This window comes from Brevibacillus sp. NRRL NRS-603 (assembly GCF_003013445.1).
GTDB classification, from domain to species: domain Bacteria; phylum Bacillota; class Bacilli; order Brevibacillales; family Brevibacillaceae; genus Brevibacillus; species Brevibacillus formosus.
In genome coordinates this window covers 1-585 of sequence record NZ_PXZN01000151.1, presented here as the reverse complement: position 1 = coordinate 585, position 585 = coordinate 1, and the positions used below count along the sequence as shown (strand labels likewise).

The following is a 585-nucleotide window of genomic DNA, read 5'->3' as shown; positions in this document are numbered from 1 at the left end:
GAACCGATAACCAAGGTGTCGCGCGACGAAATCTCCATCAAGGATCGGATGAAGGAGATACGCCAAGCGGTACGCAGCGGTGGGATGGTTCGCTTTTCTGAGTTGTTTACGCAAGGGGCGACGCGTACAGAGATTGTGACGACCTTTCTCGCTTTGCTTGAGCTCATGAAGGCTAAGCACATTACGTGTGTACAAAATCAATTGTTTCAAGACATCATCATATGTGAAAACGGAACGGAAGGAGCCCATACCGATGGACTATGACAAGCTGAAAGGCGTGATCGAGGGCTTGCTGTTCATCTCGGGTGATGAAGGAATCGATGCCAAAGAAATCAGTGAAATCACTGAGGTGTCGGAAGAAGAGGTCATCGATTTGATCGAAGACATGAAAGCTGACTTCCGCCGGGCAGGACGCGGTATTCAAATCGTGGAAGTGGCAAAAGCGTATCAGCTGACTACTCTGCCCGAGCATGTGCCCTATTTTGAACGGCTTGCAACATCTCCAGGTCAGTCAACGCTATCTCAAGCAGCACTGGAGACTCTCGCTATTGTTGCGTACAAGCAGCCCCTGACCCGTTCGGAGAT

The 585-nt window shown here is 50.3% G+C and carries 2 protein-coding genes; both read left to right on the top strand.

Annotated features, from left to right (window positions below):
• Positions 1–264, top strand: a 264-nt coding sequence (locus C7R94_RS29450; RefSeq protein WP_158264719.1) for a segregation/condensation protein A, incomplete at its 5' end; no start/stop codon positions are given.
• The coding region (gene scpB / locus C7R94_RS29445; RefSeq protein WP_199197983.1) for an SMC-Scp complex subunit ScpB at positions 254–585 on the top strand (332 nt) is incomplete at its 3' end. The genes C7R94_RS29450 and scpB, both read left to right, overlap by 11 nt.